Source organism: Micromonospora chokoriensis, from assembly GCF_900091505.1.
Lineage (GTDB): Bacteria > Actinomycetota > Actinomycetes > Mycobacteriales > Micromonosporaceae > Micromonospora > Micromonospora chokoriensis.
The window spans coordinates 5,076,795-5,093,814 of the sequence record NZ_LT607409.1 but is presented as its reverse complement, the minus strand read 5'-3'; the positions used below and the strand labels follow the sequence as shown (position 1 = coordinate 5,093,814).

The following is a 17,020-nucleotide window of genomic DNA, read 5'->3' as shown; positions in this document are numbered from 1 at the left end:
CCCGTCAGCGCTCGGTGCTGTCGACGAGTTGCCGGGGTGAGCGGGCGCCGCCGAGGCTCTTCGCCTGGTACATGGCGGCGTCGGCGCGGCTGAGCGCCTCGGTGAGCTGGGCCGGGCCGGTCACCGGGGCGAGCCCGACGGACGCGGTGACCCGGACGCTGCACCCGCTCAGTCGGATCGGCGCGGCGACGGTCTCGGCGAGACGGCGGGTGGAGTGCTCGATCCAACGCCGGTCGACGGTCGGGCTGGCGAGCAGGCCGGCGAACTCGTCTCCGCCGAGGCGGGCGACGAGATTGTCACCGGCGAAGCCGGCGAGCCGTTCGGCCACACTGATCAGCACCTGGTCACCGGCGGCGTGCCCGTACCGGTCGTTGATCTGCTTGAAGTCGTCGAGGTCGAGCACCACGGCGATCAACGGCTGGCCGGCCGCGTCGGTGAGCAGGGCGGCAGCCAGGCGGTAGAAGGCACGTCGGTTGGGCAGCCCGGTGAGGGCGTCGTGGCTGGCGGCGTGGCGTTCGGCGGCGAGCTCGGCCTGGAGGTGCTCGATCTCGGCCTCGGCGCGCACCGCCCGGCGGCGCAGTTGCCAGGAAGAGAGAAGCGCGCCGGCCGCGCAGATGCCGGAGGCGACACTCATCGGATCCGGCACGAACCCTCCCATCGCCGCGACCGCCTTACCCCTTCGGTCGACGCGGTGTGCCGCGTCGAGCCAGTTTTACCTGCTGGTTGCCCCTGCGGGGTAACTCAACGTGAACGGATGCACACCGATCATGTGCGTTATCATGCTCGCCGTCCGGTGCATATGCAATAGCAGATGCACGTGCAGAACCGTCCGATGTCGATACCGCACCCCCTCGCCGTCACCGCTCCTCCCACGGCCACCGGCGGGCTCGTGAGCAGAAAGACGCCCCCATGCAGCAGCCACCCAATGGCGTACCGATCCATCAGTTGCCCCCACTGAGCTGGCAGAAGAGCCGCCGTAGCAACCCCAGCGGCAACTGCGTCGAACTCGCCGAACTGCCCGGGGGAGCGGGCATCGCGGTTCGCAACTCGCGGCACCCGGAGGGGCCGGCGCTGATCTACACAGTGGACGAGATCGCCGCCTTCGTTCTCGGCGCGCGGGACGGGGACTTCGACCATCTGATCAACTGACCGTCCCGGGTGGGGTCGTCCCGGCGACGGGACTGAATCACCGGCGCGGAGGAGTTCACCTCACTGTCGGTCCATGGCATGCTTACACGTCGGCCGGGCCAGGTACCCGGTCGCGTGGGTCGGTGTCCGGAGGTCCGCACGTGACGATGGTTCCCGCCGAGGGTGGCCCGACAACCGGGCCGACCGTGCTGCGCATGCTGCTCGGCGCCCAGTTACGGCGGCTTCGGGAGACCAGTGGGGTGACCCGCGAGGGTGCCGGCTGGGAGATCCGTTCCTCCGAATCGAAGATCAGTCGGATGGAGCTGGGTCGGGTCGGGTTCAAGGAGCGCGACGTCTCCGACCTGTTGACCCTCTACGGCGTCACCGAGGAGCACGAGCGCGAGGCGCTGCTGAAACTCGCCCGGGACGCCAACAGCCCCGGCTGGTGGCACCGCTACGGTGACGTGCTGCCGACCTGGTTCCAGTCGTATCTGGGCCTGGAGGCCGCTGCCGCGTTGATCCGGAGCTACGAGGTGCAGTTCGTGCCCGGCCTGTTGCAGACCGGGGACTATGCCCGGGCGGTCGTCCTGCTCGGGCACGGCGCGGCCGACCCGGCCGAGATCGACCGACGGGTCGCCCTGCGCATGCAGCGGCAGCAGCTGCTCCACCGGGACAACGCGCCGCAGCTCTGGGCCGTGGTGGACGAGGCGGCCCTGCGCCGCCCGATCGGCGGCCCCGCCGTCATGCGCGGGCAGCTCACCGCACTCATCGAGGCGACCAAGTCGCCCAACATCCGGCTCCAGGTCATCCCGTTCGCCGCCGGCGGCCACGCCGCCGCCGGGGGCGCCTTCACCATCCTGCGCTTCGGCGACCAGGAGTTGCCCGACATCGTCTACATCGAGCAGCTCACCAGCGCCCTCTACCTCGACAAGCGTGACGACCTGGACTACTACGCGGTGGCCATGGAGCGGCTCTGCGTCGAGGCCGAGCCGCCGGAGCGTACCCCGGACATCCTCGGCCGTCTGTTGGACGACCTCTACCCGGCCTGATCGCGGCGCGGGCCACTCCGAACGCACGGTATTGACCGACGCCAACGAGTCGGGCTAACCTCTGGATCGATACAGACTGGATCGATCCAGAGGGGTGCCGGTGAAGCCGACACTGCAAGCCGTGGCCGACGCCGTCGGCGTCTCCCGCAGCACCGTGTCCAACGCCTACAGTCGCCCCGACCAGCTCTCCGCGAGCCTGCGCGGGCGCATCCTGGACGCCGCACGGCAACTCGGCTACCCCGGTCCCAACCCGACCGCGCGTTCCCTGCGCCGCGGCTTCGTCGGATCGATCGGCGTGCTGTTCACCTCGCAGCTGTCCTACGCCTTCACCGACCCGTTCGCCGTCCGCTTCCTCGCCGGCGTCGGCGAGGCGGCCGAGCGGCACAGCACCAGCATGTTGCTGGTGCCGCTGCCCACGGCGGTCACCGACGCCCGGCGGGCGGTCGAGAACGCCGCAGTGGACGGGTTCTGTGTCTACTGCGTCGCCGACGAGGAATGGGCGCTGGACGTGATCCGGGCGCGGGGCCTGCCGTTCGTCAGTACGGCCCCGCGCGACGACGCCGGCCCCGACGAGCGGTACGTCGGCATCGACGAACGGGCCGCCGCGCACAGCGCCGCCGCGCACGTGGCGGGCCTCGGTCACCGTCGCGTGGCGCTGCTCGCCGACTCGGTGCTGCCGGACGCCCCGGCCGGCCCGCTCACGGTGCCCGGGGTGGAGCAGGTTCCGCACCCCACAACCCGGGGGCGGCTCACCGGTTTCGCCGACGCGTTCGCCGAGGTCGGCGTCGACTGGGCCGAGCTGACCCTGGTCAACGCTCCGGGCAACAGTCGCAAGGCCGCCGCCGCGGCCGTCCTCGGGCTGTTCGACCGACCCGACCCCCCGACCGCCGTGCTGGCCGGCTCCGACGTCCTCGCGCTCGGTGTGCTGGACGCCCTGGCCGCCCGGCCGGCCGGTGACCGCCCACCCGTCTCGGTGACCGGTTTCGACGACGTTCCCGAGGCCGCCGCAGCCGGCCTCACCACCGTCCGGCAGCCGGCCGAGGAGAAGGGCCGCATCGCCGCCGAACTGCTGCTCGACCCGCCCACGAACACGGCGGACGGTCACGTGTTGTTGCCCACCACACTCGTCGTCCGGGACTCCACCGGACCTGTCTCGAGGAGTTGACCATGGAACTTCCCACCGGCTACATCACCGCCCTCGACGCGATGAACCGACACGTCAACTCGGCCCGGCCGGACGCCCCGGTCCAGGTCGAACCGGTCCGTCGGGCTCGACTCGACCCGACCCGGCAGGCTGCCGCCGTCGCCCTGCGTCGGCTCGCCGACCGCATCCAGCCGCGACCCCTGCCGGCCGCCCCGCGCTGCTCCTGACCCCTTCGCACTCATTCGGGCACGCACGGGACGAACAGTGTGGGCTCGGACACGGAGGGTGGTCGAGGAGGGCTTGGCCAGGCAGAATGGTGAAGCCATGTCGCCTTTCACGCCCACTCTCCGTCTGCACGACCGCTACGTCCTGCACGAGCGGATCGGTCTCGGCGGCATGTCCGAGGTGTGGCGGGCCGACGACGACGTGCTCGGCCGACCGGTCGCGATCAAGGTCCTCGCCGGGCAGTTCGCCACCGACCCGCACCTGCGGGCCACCATCCAGCGCGAGGCCCGCGCCGCCGCCCGGCTGACCCACCCCCACGTCACCCAGGTGTACGACTACGCCGAGGCGACCCTGGCCGGCGGCGCGGTGGTCCCGTACCTGGTGATGGAACTGGTCGAGGGCCACAACCTGGCCGACCGGCTCCGCAACGGCCCGATGCCCTGGCCGGAGGCGATGCGGGTGGCCGGGCAGATCGCCGCCGCGCTGGCCGCTGCGCACCGCATCGGCGTCGTGCACCGCGACGTCAAGCCCGGCAACGTCATGCTCACCGACACCGGGGCCAAGGTGCTCGACTTCGGCATCGCCGCGCTCGGCGGGCTCGACGGCCAGTCCGGCGAACCGCTGATGGGCACACCCGCCTACTTCGCCCCGGAGCGGTTGAGAGCCGGCCCGCCCGACCCGGCCAGCGACGTGTACGCCCTCGGCGCGCTGCTCTACCGCACCCTCACCGGTCAGGCCCCGCTGCCCGTGCAGAGCTGGGAGGACGCCCTGGAGGTGCACCGGCGTGGCACTCCGGTGCCGCCGCTACGGGTGCCCGGCCTCCCCGCCGACGTCGCCGAGCTGACCGTCGCCTGCCTGGCCGCCGATCCGGCCGACCGGCCGAGCGCCGCGCACCTGGCCCGTCGCTTCGGCGCGGGCCAGCCGGTCGAGCCGCCCACCGAGCTGCTGCGCGTCCGGCCGACAGCCCACCCACCGACCCTGATCGAGCGCTCGGCTGCCCGCCCCGCCCCGGTCGCCGTCGGGCCGACCCGCAGCCGATCGCGCCGGCCCGTCGCCGTGCTGGTCGCGGCCGGCCTCGCCGTGCTCGTCGGTCTCGGTGCCCTGATCACCCAGGGCCGGCTGGGCGCCCCCGACCCGGCCGACGTCGCGGGCGCACCGTCCGCCTCCGCCCCGGCGCCCCGACCCACGACGCAGTCGCCGACACCGAAACCGCCACCCTCGCCGTCAACGGCCGCCAGCACCGCGCCCCCGACCACCGGGCAGCAGGTGCCGGTCAGCCTCCGTGAGATGACCGGCGAGTTCGCCGCCGTTCTCGCCGGCGCGCTGGCCCGTGGTGACGTCGACCGCAAGACCGCCGAGGACCTACGCGACGAACTCGCCGACCTGAACCGCCACACCCGGGACCGGGCCAAGCGTGTCGCCGAGCTGCGGCGACACATCACCGAGTTGGTGGAGCGCGACCGGTTGTCGGCGCGTACGGGCGCCCAGCTCGACAATCTGCTCGCGCGGACCAGCAGCATCTTCACCGGCCGTACGGACGACTGATACCTGCGTCTATGCCGCTGGCATGATGTCCCGATGCGGACACGTCTGATCTTCGTGCGACACGGCGAGTCGCTCCACCAGCTCGAGGGAATCGTGGGCGGACCACGTGGATGCCGGGGCCTCACCGCCCTCGGTCACGAGCAGGCGAACGATCTCGCCAAGCGGCTCACCGGCGAGGTCGCCGCCGACCGACCCGTGGCGGTCTACTCGTCCGTGCTGCGGAGGGCTGTCGAGACAGCGCAGCCGATCGCCACCGCGTTCGGCGTCCGGCCCGTGGCCGACTGTGGCCTGTGCACCTGGCACACACCCCCGTACGCCGACGGCCTTCCGACCGCCCGCTTCCGTACCGAACACGCGGTGGCCGGCGGGGGTGTGTTCCGGCCGTTCGAGGAGGGCAACGAGAGCTGGGCCGAACTGGTGGTCCGCGTCAGCCGAGCGATCATGGAGATCGCCCACCGGCACCGGGGTTCCACGGTGATCCTGGTCGGTCACAGCGAGACCGTCGAGGGCGCGTTCCACGCGCTCGCCGCGCAGCCGGTCTTCCGGGCCTTCGACCTGGACGTGCCCCCGGCCTCGATCACCGAGTGGACGACCGACCACGACCCGGGAGGTTGGCCGCCGGCCCGCTGGACGCTCCGTCGTTTCGCCGACTCCGGCGGGTGGGCCCGGGCGTGACCCGTTCGTCGACGGCCGACGGCCATCCGATCGGCGTCGCCGGCACGGCGTGGCCGTTCACCTGCCCCCGCCGGTCGTAGTCTCACCGGATGACGACGATGCAGACGCACACCCTCGCCGCACCCGGCGTCGACCTGGTCTACGACGTCCGGGGCCCACTGCCCCCGGCCGGGGGACGCCCCGTGCTGCTGATGATCGGCCAGCCGATGGCGGCGGAGGGCTTCACCGCGCTCGCGCCGCACTTCGGCGACCGTACCGTCGTCACCTACGACCCCCGTGGGCTCGGCCGTAGCGTCCGCACGGACGGCCGGATCGACCACACGCCGCAGCAGCAGGCCGCCGACCTGCACCTGCTGGTCGAGGCGCTCGGTGCCGGCCCGGTCGATCTGTTCGCCAGCAGCGGCGGCGCGGTGACGGCGCTCGAACTCGTCGCCGCGTACCCCGGAGACGTCGTGACGTTGGTGGCGCACGAACCGCCGATCAACGCCGTGCTCCCCGACGCCGACGCCGCCGAACGCGCCCGGGCCGGGTTCTACGACGCGTACCAGGCGAAGGGCTCCGGCGCCGGGATGGCCGCGTTCATCGCGATGACCTCGTGGCAGGGCGAGTTCACCGACGCCTACTTCGCCCAGCCCACGCCCGACCCGGCGATGTTCGGCCTGTCGACCGACGACGACGGCTCCCGCGACGACCCGTTGCTGTCGAAGAACTCGTGGGCGATCAGCGACTACCGGCCGGACGCGGGCCTGCTCGCCGCGGCGCCGACCCGGATCGTCGTCGCCGTGGGGGAGGAGTCGGCGGGGACGTACACCGCGCGGACGGCCCACGGCCTGGCGGCCCTGCTCGGTCAGCAGGCCGTGGTGTTCCCCAGTCACCACGGCGGCTTCCTCGGCGGCGAGTTCGGCTACGCGGGCAAGCCCGAGGAGTTCGCGGCCCGGCTGCGGGAGGTGCTGGACGCCGGCTGACCGGGCCGGGTCACCCGCGCTGCTCGCTCAGGATCTGCTCCCGCAGGATCTCGGCGTGCCCGCAGTGCTGGGCAAGCTCACGCAGCACGTGCAGGTAGACCCACCGCAGCGGCAGCGGACCGCGCCGGTTGCCGGGCAGCACGTCGTCCAGGCCGAGCGACGACGTCGCCCGACGGGACGCCTCGCAGGCCTCGCGGTGGGCCTGCTGAACGGCGGCGATCGTGTCGTCGTCGTCGAGGACGAACGACTCGTCCGGCGTCGCGGGTATGCCGATCTCGGCGCGAGTGCGGCGGGTGACGGCCTCGTCGAACCAGACCTTCTCCACGAAGGCGGCGTGCTTCAGCAGACCCAACAGCGTGGTCCGGGACGGCACCAACGATCGGCGTGCCTGCTCCTCGGTCAGCCCGTCCAGGTAGCCGTTGAGCGCCCTGCGGTGCTCGTCGATGAACGCCTCGACCTGCGTCTTCGCCGACTGGTCGATGACGTCGTCGGCGAAGGTCCCCGGGAAGGTAGTCATCCGCGAAGCATTCCAAGATCGTGGGCGGGGTGCAAACACCGACCGCTCAGCAGCCCGACAACTCGCTATTACATCAAACCAGTTTGATGTAATCTCCGGGTGTGGTTTCAGAGATGCCAGGCACCATGACGCCGCCCAGGTTCGTGACCGCCGCCGGGCACCCGGTGCGGTGGCGGCTGCTCGGTGAGCTGGCCGGCGGCGACCTCGCGGTGCGCGAGTTGACCGCATTGCTCGGCCAGCCACAGAATCTCGTCTCCTACCACCTGGGCAAGCTGCGCAAGGCCGAGCTGGTGACCGCGCGGCGCAGCAGCGCCGACGGCCGTGACACCTACTACTCGCTCGACCTTGCCCGTTGCGGTGACCTGCTGTCCGGTGTGGGTGACGCCCTGCACCCCGGGTTGCGACTCACCGGACCCGCGCCTGCCGCCCCGGCAGCCGGGCGGGTGTTGTTCCTGTGCACGGCCAACAGCTCGCGGTCGCAGATGGCCGAAGCGCTGCTGCGGAACAGCACCGGCGGGACTGTGGAGGCGTTCAGCGGCGGGAGCACACCGAAGCCCATTCATCCGCAGGCGGTCAGCGTCATGGCGGCACGTGGGATCGATCTGACGACGGCCCGGCCCAAACACCTCGGCGAGTTCAGTGGTCAGCGATTCGACCTCGTGATCACTCTCTGTGACCGGGTCAAGGAAGTCTGCCCCGAGTTCCCGGGCCATCCGCGACCGGTGCACTGGAGCACCGCGGATCCCGCCGCCGATCCGGGCGACCCGTCCGCGTTCGACCACGTCGCCGACGCACTCGCCCAGCGCATCGTTTTCCTGCTGCACACACTCGCTCACCGCTAGGAGAAGGCATCATGACCAGCCCTGCCGATGACGGCACCGTCAGCGTGCGTTACCTCGTCGACGACGTTGCCGCCGCGCTCGACTTCTACACCACCCACCTCGGGTTCACTCCGATCACCACGTTCCTGCCCGCTTTCGCCGACGTGAGGCGCGGCAACCTGCGGCTGCTGCTGTCCGGCCCGGACAGCTCCGCCGGCCGCGCCATGCCCGACGGGCGCCGTCCGCACCCCGGTGGCTGGAACCGCATCCATCTGATCGTCGCCGACATCGACACCGAGGTGGCCCGGCTCCGAGCAGTCGGTGTCGTGTTCCGCAGCGACGTCGTCAGCGGCCCCGGCGGCAGGCAGATCGTCATGGACGACCCGGCGGGCAACCCTGTTGAGCTGTTCGAGCCCGTCCGCGCCTAATCATTCAAACGCCGTCGATACCTGGCGTCACCAGCACGCTGATCACCTCGTCCGGCTCGGCGCCCGCGCGGGCGTACGCCTCGCCCTGCGGTGTCCAGACCCCCGACCGCCCCGCCGCCTCGGTGTAGCCGCCACCCGTCGACCCGGCGAAGCTCGCCACCGCCACCCAGACCCGGTGCGCGGCCGTGAGCCGGGCGGCCCGCTCGTCGATCACCGCCCAATCCTCGGCCGACTCCAGCACACCCGCCGCGTACACGTCGATCCCGAGCGCGGCGGTCCGCGCCGCGTGCGCGGCGACCCCGGTGTCCCTGCAGATCGCCAGCCCGACCCGCCAACCGTCCACATCGAGCACCGCCGGCACGTCACCCGGTTGAAAGCGGCGGGACTCCGCGCCGCCCAACCACATCTTCCGGTACGCCACCGTCGCACCGCCCCCGGTCACCGCCAACGTCGCGATGTGGTCGCCCGCGACCGGCGCACCGGCCAGCGCCAACGCGCCCGTCTCGGCGCACGCCTCGACCAACGGCGTCAACCGCGGGTCGTCGACCGACACGACCGGCGCGTCCACCTCGTACCCCGTCAGCGACAGCTCCGGAAAGACCACCACCCGGGCGCGCGCCGCGCGGACCGCGGCGGCGTGCGCCAGCGCGTTCTCCGCGACATCCAGGGGTACGCACGCCGGCTGCGCCACCGCGAGCCGCAGCGGGGTGCGGTTTTCCACACCCTTGCCGGTGTGGTCGACCCGGGCGGTCGGGTGGTCGGCCTCATGGTCGACTCTCAGGATCGCTTCGTACCGTGGGGGCATGATTCGAACGTCCCACGCCCTGCTCGCCACCGGAACCCCCACCGCCGCAGCGGAACCGCCGCAGGGCGGGATCGTCGGTTACGTCACTGACCTGGTGGAACGGCTCGGCGGCCCCGGTGCCGGCCTGGCGGTGGCGCTGGAGAACCTCTTCCCGCCGATCCCCAGTGAGGTGATTCTGCCGTTGGCCGGGTTCGTCGCCGCGCAGGGACGGATGAGTCTGGTCGGTGCGATTTTCTGGACCACGCTGGGCTCGGTGGTGGGTGCGCTCGCGCTCTACCTGATCGGCGCGTCGTTGGGGCGCGACCGGATGCGCGCCATCGTGTCCCGGCTTCCCCTGGTGAAGCTCAGCGACGTGGACCGGACCGAGGCGTGGTTCCTCCGGCACGGCGTGAAGGCCGTCTTCTTCGGCCGGATGATCCCGATCTTCCGGAGCCTGATCTCCATTCCGGCCGGGGTGGAGCGGATGCCGGTCAGCACGTTCCTGATCTACACCACGCTGGGCAGCCTGATCTGGAACACCACATTCGTCCTCGCCGGCTACCTGCTCGGCGACAACTGGCACCTCGTCGAGGGCTACGCCGGCATGCTCCAGAAGGTGGTGATCGTCGTCTGTGTGGCGGCGGCCGCCTGGTTCGTCGGGTCCCGAGTGCGGCGCGCCCGCCGCGCCGTGCGTAACCCCGAACCGACCGAACCCGAGCCGAACGCGCCGAACGGTGTGCCCGACCCGGCCGGTCGCGGAACGCTCTACCGCAGCGGGTCGTGGGGCTCGGGCGACCACTAGTCACCCCTCTCTGAATTCCGCTGCGCTGCGTCACCGCACGTGGCACCCGTCGACTGGTGCGTCAGGGCTCGGTGTGAAAGGCGGACGAAGTGGTGGGGGAGCGGCCAACCGGCAGGTGGTGGGGCGTCCTCCGGCCTCCGATCGGCGTCGCCGCCGGCGTCGCGACGGCCGGTGCCGGGTTCGCCTTCCTCGCCGTCGCGGCCGCCGCGTTCGGCCTGGTCGCGATCAGGCCGGCGGCCCGCCGTCGGGTCGTCGCCCTGACCAAGAGGTACGCGGGGCGACTGGTGCACATGGAACGTCGCCGCCTCGGCGGGCTGCTCGCCGCCGGGGAGTTGCCCACGACAGACGGGGTGGCGACCCGACGGCAGATCGGCTACCTGGCCGCCCGGCTGCTGACCGGAACGCTCGGCGTGCTGGCGTACGCCGTGCTGGGTGTCGGCGTGGTGCTGGCCTGGATCGTGCTGCGCGCGGCGGTGCGCGGCGAGTTGACCCTCCCCGACGCACTGGCCCAGGTCGGCGTCGGTGTGGTCCTGCTCCTGCTCAACGTTCAGGCCTTCGCCAGTATCGCGGCGCTCGACGTCCGGCTGGCGCGACGACTGCTCAGCCCGGGCACCCGGGCGGAGCTGACGCGACGGGTCCAGGAGTTGACCGCCAGTCGGGCCGGGGTCATCGCCGCCGTCGACGCCGAACGGCAGCGCATCGAACGCGACCTGCACGACGGCCTACAGCAACGGCTGATCGCCCTCGGCATGCTGCTCGGCCGGGCCCGCCGTGCCCGCGACGTCGACCGCACGCACGCGCTGATCGTGCAGGCACACGAGGACGTACAGCGGGCCGTCGAGGAGTTGCGTGAGGTGGCGTGGCGGGTCTACCCGTCGGCATTGGACAGCAATGATCTGGGCGAGGTCCTCGCCATCGCGGCTCGCGGATCGGAAGTGCCGGTACGGATCCGCTACGAACTGCCGGCCCGCCCCGGGCGGCAGATCGAGACGGTGCTCTACTTCGTGGCCTGCGAGGCGCTCACGAACGCCGCGAAACACGCCGCCGCTACCCTGGTCACTGTCGACTTCGAGGCACAGGACGGGTGGATCCGGATGCGCGTGCACGACGACGGCGTCGGCGGGGCGGAACCAACAGGGCGCGGGCTGTCCGGGCTGGCGCGCCGGGTCACCGCGCTGGACGGTCGGCTGCGGGTGACCAGCCCCGCCGGCGGTCCGACCACACTGCTGGCGGAGTTGCCGTGCGGCTAGTCCTCGCCGAAGACTCGACGCTGCTCCGGGAAGGCCTGACGCGACTCCTCGCCGAGGAGGACCACGAGGTGCTCGCGGGGGTCGGGACCGCCGACGAACTCGTCGAGACGGTCGGACGAACCCGGCCCGACGTGGTCGTCACCGATGTCCGGATGCCGCCCACCCACACCGATGACGGCCTGCGGGCGGCGTTGGAGATCCGTCGGCGGTGGCCCGACACCGGTGTCCTGGTGCTCTCGCAGTACGTGGAACGGCGGTACGCCGGCCGGCTGCTCGCGGACCGCCCGGAGGGGGTCGGCTACCTGCTCAAGGACCGGGTCGCCCAGGTGGACGACTTCCTGGACGCACTCGACCGGGTCGCCGCCGGAGGCACCGCCCTCGACCCCGAGGTGGTCCGGCAGGTGGTGGCCGGCTCGGAGCGGCCCGACCCGCTCGGTCGGCTGACACCGCGCGAACGGGACGTACTGCACGAGATGGCCCAGGGCCACACGAACCTCGCCGTCGCCCAGCGGCTGCACGTGTCGCAGAGTGCTGTGGAGAAGCACGTCAACGCCATCTTCGACAAGCTCGACCTCGCCCACACGACCGGGTACAGCCGGCGGATCCTCGCCGTCCTGCGCTACCTGGGCAACTGACGCATTCGCCGCGAACCCCGCCGCCGGGGGCATGATCGACTCCGTTTCGGTGAAGTCGGGGTGTCAGACCGTCTCGGATGCCGCGGTTTCCACAAATTCGAGTGGATCACGCGCGGTTGTGAGGTCCGGGCCTCGCGTGGTGCCCTGTCCTGACGGTGCCGCTGGTCGGTCCTGTCGGTCCTGGCGATCCTGGCGTTCCGGGGTCCGGTTTGTCGGCATCGGCCCACCAACGCGCCTTGATCGACTCGGTTTCGGTGAAGTCGCGGTATCAATCCCTCGCGGATACCCCGACTTCGGTGAAGTCGTGTGGATCATGCGTGAGTCGGAGTGTTCTGCCTGCCGGTCGGGGTGGTTTGGTGCCTCGGGTCAGGTGGGGCCGTGTGTGTTGTCCGGCGTGGGTGGTATCGGCGTGTGGTCGGGGGCACGTGTCGGCCGGAATGCTGGCCGGGTCGGGGTCGTTACACACCCTGACGATCGCAGGACCGCGGCCTGTCGGCGCGATGGTCCGCCCCCGGGAATGACCCCCGGCCCCCGGGTGGTTACACCTGGACCCCGGCCCGACCGGCGCCCCGTTTCACCGGCGGATGGGCCGACCCCGGGAATGACCCCGGCCCCCGGGTGGTTACATCTGGACCCCGGCCCGACCGGCACCCCGTTTCACCGGCGGATGGGCCGACCCCGGAATGATCCCGACCCCCCGGGTCGTTTCACAGGGACCCGGCGCCGCGAGCCCACTGCTGGTCGGCTGCCGATGATCCCCCCTTCAAGGCTTTTGTTGCAGCGCCGGACGAGGTGCTCTCACCCGTGTCCCCTTGGGCGGGTGTCTTTACCCCCGAAGGAGCTTCCCTCATGAACACGATCATGCGTAAGAGTGTGCTGTCCGTTGCGGGTCTGGCGTTCGCCGGTGGTGTGTTCGCCGGTCCGATCGCCGCCCACGCTAACCCCGTGGACGCCAAGCCCACCGCTGTTGCCGTGCAGGCGGGTGTGTCGAAGCCGCAGGGCGAGCAGTCGCGCGTCTCCCTGGACGGTGAGCAGACTGCGAACGTGAAGGCGATCATCGCCGCGACGAAGAAGGCCGGTCTGCCGGAGCGGGCCGCGGTGATCTCGATCGCGACGAGTCTGCAGGAGTCGAAGTTGGAGAACCTGGGCCACCTCGGCGACGCCAACGACCACGACTCGTTGGGCCTGTTCCAGCAGCGCCCGTCCAGTGGTTGGGGTACGCCGGAGCAGATCACCGACCCGGCCTACTCGACGACGGCGTTCCTGAAGGGTCTGAAGCAGGTCGACGGGTGGCAGGACATGCCGCTGACCGAGGCCGCGCAGACCGTGCAGGTGTCGGCTTACCCGGACGCGTACGCGCAGTGGGAGCAGCAGGCCACCGACCTGGTCGGCCAGTACTGGAACAGCTGACCCCCACCGAAACCATCCGACCGCTGGCCGGCACCCACACCCGGGGTGCCGGCCAGCGGCATATCCACCACCACGCCACCCACCACCACGCCACCCGCCCCGGCCCCGGCCCCGCCTCGCCACCGGCCCCGCCACCGGCACCGCCCCGGCCCCGCCTCGCCACCGGCACCGCCACCGGCACCGCCCCGGCCCCGCCTCGCCACCGGCACCGGCACCGGCACCCTGCCACGCGAACGTGGGTGACGGCACCTCTGTACCGAGATCTTGGACAGTTTCCGTTACGCGAGAACGGAAACTGTCCAAGATCTCGTGATGCGGGGGTGTGGCAGCGCGCTTCGGGATGGTGTGAGGTAGCGCGGCCTGGAAGGTGTGCGCGGGAAGCGGGTAGCGGGACGCCGGGAACAAGGTCGGGGTCGGGCTGGTTGTGGAGGGTGTCGGTGTGACTCAGTGTCCCCGGGCCTCACCTATATTGCCCTCGCGGAATACCGTTCGGCTGGAGCCGCGTCGTGCCACTCGCCGAGAGGCGACCTGCACACCGACACCAGCGCCGCCCCCGGCCCACACGGCCGGGGGCGGCGCTGTCTGTACGCAGAGGGCGGCGGCACAATGTCGGGATGACAGACGCGCAGTCGTGGTCGGAGCAGCCGGGCGTACTCGTACTCCCCAGTGGGGTTGCGGTACGCGGACGCCGTGTCGCCGCGGAGAGCTCGCCTGCCGACTTCGCCGTGCTGTTGGCGCCTGGTCCGGTGCCGGCCTGGCCGCATCGGCGGATCCGGTGGCCCGATTTCTGGATTCCGCTGGATCGTGCCGACGCCCTCGATGCCCTGCGCGAGGCACTGCGGCGGGCGCACGACGGCGAACGCGTCGAGGTGGCCTGCCGGGGTGGGGTGGGCCGCACCGGAACGGCCCTGGCCGCGTTGGCGATCCTCGACGGTCTGCCGGTCGAGCGGGCGGTGCCGTGGGTTCGGGCGGGCTACCACCCGAAGGCGGTGGAGACGCCCTGGCAGCGGCGCTGGCTACGCCGCGTCGTCTGAGCCGCAACCTCCACACGCGTCGACCGGTCCGCGCGCACGCCCTGGCCGGGCCGTTCACCCGCCGCGCCCCCCGACCGGGCCGCGCACCCGCCGTGCCCTCGACCGGGCCGCACCCTCGACCCGCCGTGCCCTTGACCGGGCCGCGCACCCGCCGTGCCCTTGACCGGGCCGTGCCCCGACCGGCCGCGCGCACGCCTTGGTCGGCTGGGACGCACAGCCCGGAAAGCCCTGACCCCGCAGGCGTCACCCCCTGTCGACCGCTGCGGGCTCGGTGACGTACTCGCGGAGGTGGGTGGCCGTGAGGGTGTCGCCGTGGGCGACGAGGTCGGCGGGTGTGCCGGTGAAGACGATCCGGCCGCCGTCGTGTCCGGCGCCCGGGCCGAGGTCGACGATCCAGTCCGCGTGTGCCATCACGGCCTGGTGGTGCTCGATGACGATCACCGTGTTGCCGGCGTCGACCATGCGGTCGAGCAGGGCCAGCAACTGGTCCACGTCGGCCAGGTGCAGGCCGGTGGTGGGTTCGTCCAGGACGTACGTGGTGGTCTTCTCGGCCAGGTGGATGGCGAGCTTGAGTCGTTGGCGCTCCCCGCCGGACAGGGTGGTCAACGGCTGACCGAGGCTGAGGTAGCCCAGCCCGACGTCGACCAGCCGGCCGAGGATGAGGTGCGCCGGCCCACCCGGGAAGAACGCGTGCGCCTCGGTGACCGACATGGCCAGCACCTCGCTGATGTTCCTGCCGCGCAGCGTGTACGTGAGCACCTCGTCGGTGAAGCGTCGGCCCTCGCACCGTTCGCAGACGCTCGCCACGCCGGCCATCATCGCCAGGTCCGTGTAGATCAGCCCGATCCCCTTGCAGGCCGGGCAGGCGCCCTCGGAGTTGGCGCTGAACAGGGCGGCCTTGACCCCGTTGGCCTTGGCGAACGCGGTGCGGATCGGGTCGAGCAGACCGCTGTAGGTGGCCGGGTTGCTGCGCCGGGAGCCGCGGATCGGGGACTGGTCCACGATCACGACGCCCTGACGGCCGCGCAGCGAACCGTGGATGAGCGAGCTCTTGCCGGAGCCGGCCACGCCGGTGACCACGGTGAGCACGCCGAGCGGGATGTCCACGTCCACGTCGCGCAGGTTGTGCAGGTCGGCCTGACGGATGGGAAGGTGCCCGGTGGGTCGGCGTACGTCGGCGCGCAGCGTGACCCGGTGGTCCAGGTGCCGGCCGGTCAGGGTGTCGGAGCGGCGTAGCGCGGCGACGTCGCCGGTGAAGCAGATCCGACCGCCGTCGCTGCCGGCCCCCGGGCCGAGGTCGACCACGTGGTCGGCGATGGCGATGGTCTCCGGTTTGTGCTCGACCACCAGCACCGTGTTGCCCTTGTCGCGCAACCGCAGCAGCAGGTCGTTCATGCGGGCGATGTCGTGCGGGTGCAGGCCGACGGTGGGCTCGTCGAAGACGTACGTGACGTCGGAGAGGCTGGAGCCGAGGTGCCGGACCATCTTCACCCGTTGCGCCTCGCCGCCGGAGAGGGTCGCCGATTCGCGGTCCAGGCTGAGGTAGCCCAGCCCGATCTCGACCAGGGACTCCAACAGGTCGCGGAGGTTGGCGACGAGCGGCGCCGCTCCCGGGTCGTCGACGCCCCGGACGAACGCGGCCAGGTCGCTGATCTGCATGGCCGAGCACTCGGCGATGGTCCGCCCGGCGACGCGCGACGACAGGGCCGCCGCGTTGAGTCGGGTGCCGCCGCAGTCGCCGCAGGTGGTGAAGGTGACCGCCCGGTCGACGAAGGCGCGGATGTGCGGTTGCATCGATTCGCGGTCCTTGGTCAGGAGGAGCCGCTTGACCTTGACCGACAGACCCTCGTACGTCCAGGTGTTGCTGCCCACCTTGATCTTCGTGGCCGGCTTGTGGAGGAAGTCCTCCCACTGCTGCGGGGTGAAGTCCTGGAGTTTGGCGTCGGGGTCGAACAGGCCGGAGCCGACGATGGTCTGCCAGTACCAGGAGCCGACGGCGAAGTTGGGCGCGGTGATCGCGCCGTCGTTGAGGGAGCGCTCGACGTCGACCAGTTCGTTGACGTCGAGGTCGGAGACCCGGCCGAGCCCTTCACAGGTGAGGCACATGCCCTCGGGCAGGTTGAAGCTGAACGCCCCGGCGCCGCCTACCGACGGTTGACCGAGCCGGCTGAACAGGATCCGCAGCATCGCGTACGCGTCGGTGGCGGTGCCGACGGTGGAGCGGGAGTTGACGCCCATCCGTTCCTGGTCGACGACGATGGCCGCGCTGAGGTTGCGCAGCGAGTCGACGTCCGGCCGGTTGAGGTTCGGCATGAACGACTGGAGGAACGCACTGTAGGTCTCGTTGATCATGCGCTGGGACTCGGCGGCGATGGTGCCGAAGACCAGCGACGACTTGCCGGAGCCGGAGACGCCGGTGAAGACCGTCAACCGGCGCTTGGGGATGTCGACCGAGACGCTGGCGAGGTTGTTCTCCCGCGCTCCGCGTACCTCGATCATGTCGTGGCTGTCGGCGGCGGACCATGCTGGCTGCGACATGCGGACCCTTCACGGATTCGTGGCGGGACCTCTGCCCCGCCGGTGCTGACGGGTTCCATTGTCTCATTCA

General features: G+C 71.5%; 18 protein-coding genes. 14 read left to right on the top strand and 4 right to left on the bottom strand.

Annotated features, from left to right (window positions below):
* Window positions 1-4: 4 nt before the first annotated feature.
* Window positions 5-646: a GGDEF domain-containing protein gene (locus tag GA0070612_RS23660; RefSeq protein WP_088991721.1), complete on the bottom strand. Its 642-nt coding sequence runs from the start codon at window positions 644-646 to the stop codon at window positions 5-7.
* 263 nt (window positions 647-909) lie between these two features.
* Here GA0070612_RS23660 and GA0070612_RS23655 point away from each other — a divergent pair, with 263 nt between their 5' ends.
* The 7 genes from GA0070612_RS23655 to GA0070612_RS23625 all read left to right on the top strand — a co-directional run bounded on the left by GA0070612_RS23655 (window position 910) and on the right by GA0070612_RS23625 (window position 6,731).
* Window positions 910-1,149, top strand: coding sequence for a DUF397 domain-containing protein (locus GA0070612_RS23655; RefSeq protein WP_074309213.1), 240 nt, complete (start codon window positions 910-912; stop codon window positions 1,147-1,149).
* A gap of 146 nt (window positions 1,150-1,295) precedes the next feature.
* Window positions 1,296-2,177, top strand: a complete 882-nt coding sequence (locus GA0070612_RS23650; protein ID WP_408630579.1) for a helix-turn-helix domain-containing protein — start codon at window positions 1,296-1,298, stop codon at window positions 2,175-2,177.
* Window positions 2,178-2,277: 100 nt separating this feature from the next.
* The gene (locus tag GA0070612_RS23645) at window positions 2,278-3,342 is read left to right on the top strand and encodes a LacI family DNA-binding transcriptional regulator (RefSeq protein ID WP_088991720.1); all 1,065 of its coding nucleotides are present in this window, start codon (window positions 2,278-2,280) and stop codon (window positions 3,340-3,342) included.
* 2 nt (window positions 3,343-3,344) lie between these two features.
* A complete protein-coding gene (locus tag GA0070612_RS23640) occupies window positions 3,345-3,548 on the top strand; it encodes a hypothetical protein (protein ID WP_167393667.1) in 204 nt (67 codons plus the stop codon).
* Between the two features lie 97 nt (window positions 3,549-3,645).
* Window positions 3,646-5,091: a serine/threonine-protein kinase gene (locus tag GA0070612_RS23635; protein WP_088989903.1), complete on the top strand. Its 1,446-nt coding sequence runs from the start codon at window positions 3,646-3,648 to the stop codon at window positions 5,089-5,091.
* A gap of 33 nt (window positions 5,092-5,124) precedes the next feature.
* On the top strand, window positions 5,125-5,766 hold the full coding sequence (locus tag GA0070612_RS23630; RefSeq protein ID WP_088989902.1) for a histidine phosphatase family protein: 642 nt from the start codon (window positions 5,125-5,127) through the stop codon (window positions 5,764-5,766).
* An 89-nt stretch (window positions 5,767-5,855) separates the two neighbouring features.
* The gene (locus tag GA0070612_RS23625; protein WP_231924311.1) at window positions 5,856-6,731 is read left to right on the top strand and encodes an alpha/beta fold hydrolase; all 876 of its coding nucleotides are present in this window, start codon (window positions 5,856-5,858) and stop codon (window positions 6,729-6,731) included.
* Between the two features lie 10 nt (window positions 6,732-6,741).
* On the opposite strand, the gene GA0070612_RS23620 is transcribed toward GA0070612_RS23625, so the two are convergent.
* Window positions 6,742-7,248, bottom strand: coding sequence for a DinB family protein (locus tag GA0070612_RS23620; RefSeq protein ID WP_088989901.1), 507 nt, complete (start codon window positions 7,246-7,248; stop codon window positions 6,742-6,744).
* A gap of 113 nt (window positions 7,249-7,361) precedes the next feature.
* Between GA0070612_RS23620 and GA0070612_RS23615 the strand changes: the two genes are divergently transcribed.
* Window positions 7,362-8,090 (top strand): arsenate reductase/protein-tyrosine-phosphatase family protein, encoded by a 729-nt coding sequence (locus GA0070612_RS23615; protein WP_088989900.1) that lies wholly within the window; start codon window positions 7,362-7,364, stop codon window positions 8,088-8,090.
* A gap of 11 nt (window positions 8,091-8,101) precedes the next feature.
* The gene (locus tag GA0070612_RS23610) at window positions 8,102-8,497 is read left to right on the top strand and encodes a VOC family protein (RefSeq protein WP_088989899.1); all 396 of its coding nucleotides are present in this window, start codon (window positions 8,102-8,104) and stop codon (window positions 8,495-8,497) included.
* Window positions 8,498-8,501: 4 nt separating this feature from the next.
* Here GA0070612_RS23610 and GA0070612_RS23605 read toward each other — a convergent pair whose 3' ends face one another.
* A complete protein-coding gene (locus GA0070612_RS23605; RefSeq protein ID WP_197699226.1) occupies window positions 8,502-9,302 on the bottom strand; it encodes a carbon-nitrogen hydrolase family protein in 801 nt (266 codons plus the stop codon).
* Here GA0070612_RS23605 and GA0070612_RS23600 point away from each other — a divergent pair.
* The 5 genes from GA0070612_RS23600 to GA0070612_RS23580 all read left to right on the top strand — a co-directional run bounded on the left by GA0070612_RS23600 (window position 9,301) and on the right by GA0070612_RS23580 (window position 14,412).
* On the top strand, window positions 9,301-10,083 hold the full coding sequence (locus tag GA0070612_RS23600) for a DedA family protein (protein WP_088989898.1): 783 nt from the start codon (window positions 9,301-9,303) through the stop codon (window positions 10,081-10,083). The genes GA0070612_RS23605 and GA0070612_RS23600 overlap by 2 nt on opposite strands.
* Window positions 10,084-10,175: 92 nt before the next feature.
* Window positions 10,176-11,333: a sensor histidine kinase gene (locus GA0070612_RS23595; protein ID WP_231924310.1), complete on the top strand. Its 1,158-nt coding sequence runs from the start codon at window positions 10,176-10,178 to the stop codon at window positions 11,331-11,333.
* Entirely contained in the window at window positions 11,324-11,968 is a 645-nt protein-coding gene (locus GA0070612_RS23590; RefSeq protein WP_088989896.1) for a response regulator transcription factor, read from the top strand. The genes GA0070612_RS23595 and GA0070612_RS23590 overlap by 10 nt, the downstream gene beginning before the upstream one ends.
* An 849-nt stretch (window positions 11,969-12,817) precedes the next feature.
* Window positions 12,818-13,378, top strand: coding sequence for a hypothetical protein (locus GA0070612_RS23585; RefSeq protein WP_088989895.1), 561 nt, complete (start codon window positions 12,818-12,820; stop codon window positions 13,376-13,378).
* Between the two features lie 614 nt (window positions 13,379-13,992).
* Window positions 13,993-14,412, top strand: coding sequence for a protein-tyrosine phosphatase family protein (locus GA0070612_RS23580; RefSeq protein ID WP_088989894.1), 420 nt, complete (start codon window positions 13,993-13,995; stop codon window positions 14,410-14,412).
* A 243-nt stretch (window positions 14,413-14,655) separates the two neighbouring features.
* Here GA0070612_RS23580 and GA0070612_RS23575 read toward each other — a convergent pair whose 3' ends face one another.
* Window positions 14,656-16,950, bottom strand: a complete 2,295-nt coding sequence (locus GA0070612_RS23575) for an ATP-binding cassette domain-containing protein (RefSeq protein WP_088989893.1) — start codon at window positions 16,948-16,950, stop codon at window positions 14,656-14,658.
* Window positions 16,951-17,020: the final 70 nt, after the last annotated feature.